The 304-nt window shown below is 60.5% G+C and carries 1 protein-coding gene; it reads right to left on the bottom strand.

Annotation, left to right across the window (positions count from 1 at the left end; all coding sequences use genetic code 11):
• Positions 1-52: 52 nt before the first annotated feature.
• Positions 53-304, bottom strand: a 252-nt coding sequence (locus Q1A36_RS21425; protein WP_299848214.1) for a contractile injection system protein, VgrG/Pvc8 family, incomplete at its 5' end; no start/stop codon positions are given.

Below are 304 nucleotides of genomic sequence, written 5' to 3'. Positions count from 1 at the left end.
GTTGAGTTCCGCGACGGCGTCCGCCACATTCAAGCTGCCGCCTGATCAAGCGTCACCAACTTTCGAGCATATCTCGCGCCCAGTCCCAGAAATGCTCCTGTTCATAGTGATGATGGCCGTCATAGCGTTTGAACGGGCGCGGGCCGATCGTCTCGTGGCTCAGCGCATCATCGGTCAGGACCAGGGTATGGCTGCCCAGGGCATGGCGGAAATGGAAGCTGATGCCCGCGCGCTCCATCTGCCGGCGGGCGAAGTCGAGGTCGGATTCGCGGTATTGGACGGTATATTCCAGCACCGGATAGTC

This window comes from uncultured Paracoccus sp. (assembly GCF_947487305.1).
Classification (GTDB): domain Bacteria; phylum Pseudomonadota; class Alphaproteobacteria; order Rhodobacterales; family Rhodobacteraceae; genus Paracoccus.
The sequence above is the reverse complement of the archived record's forward strand: the minus strand, read 5'-3'. Positions and strand labels throughout refer to the sequence as shown.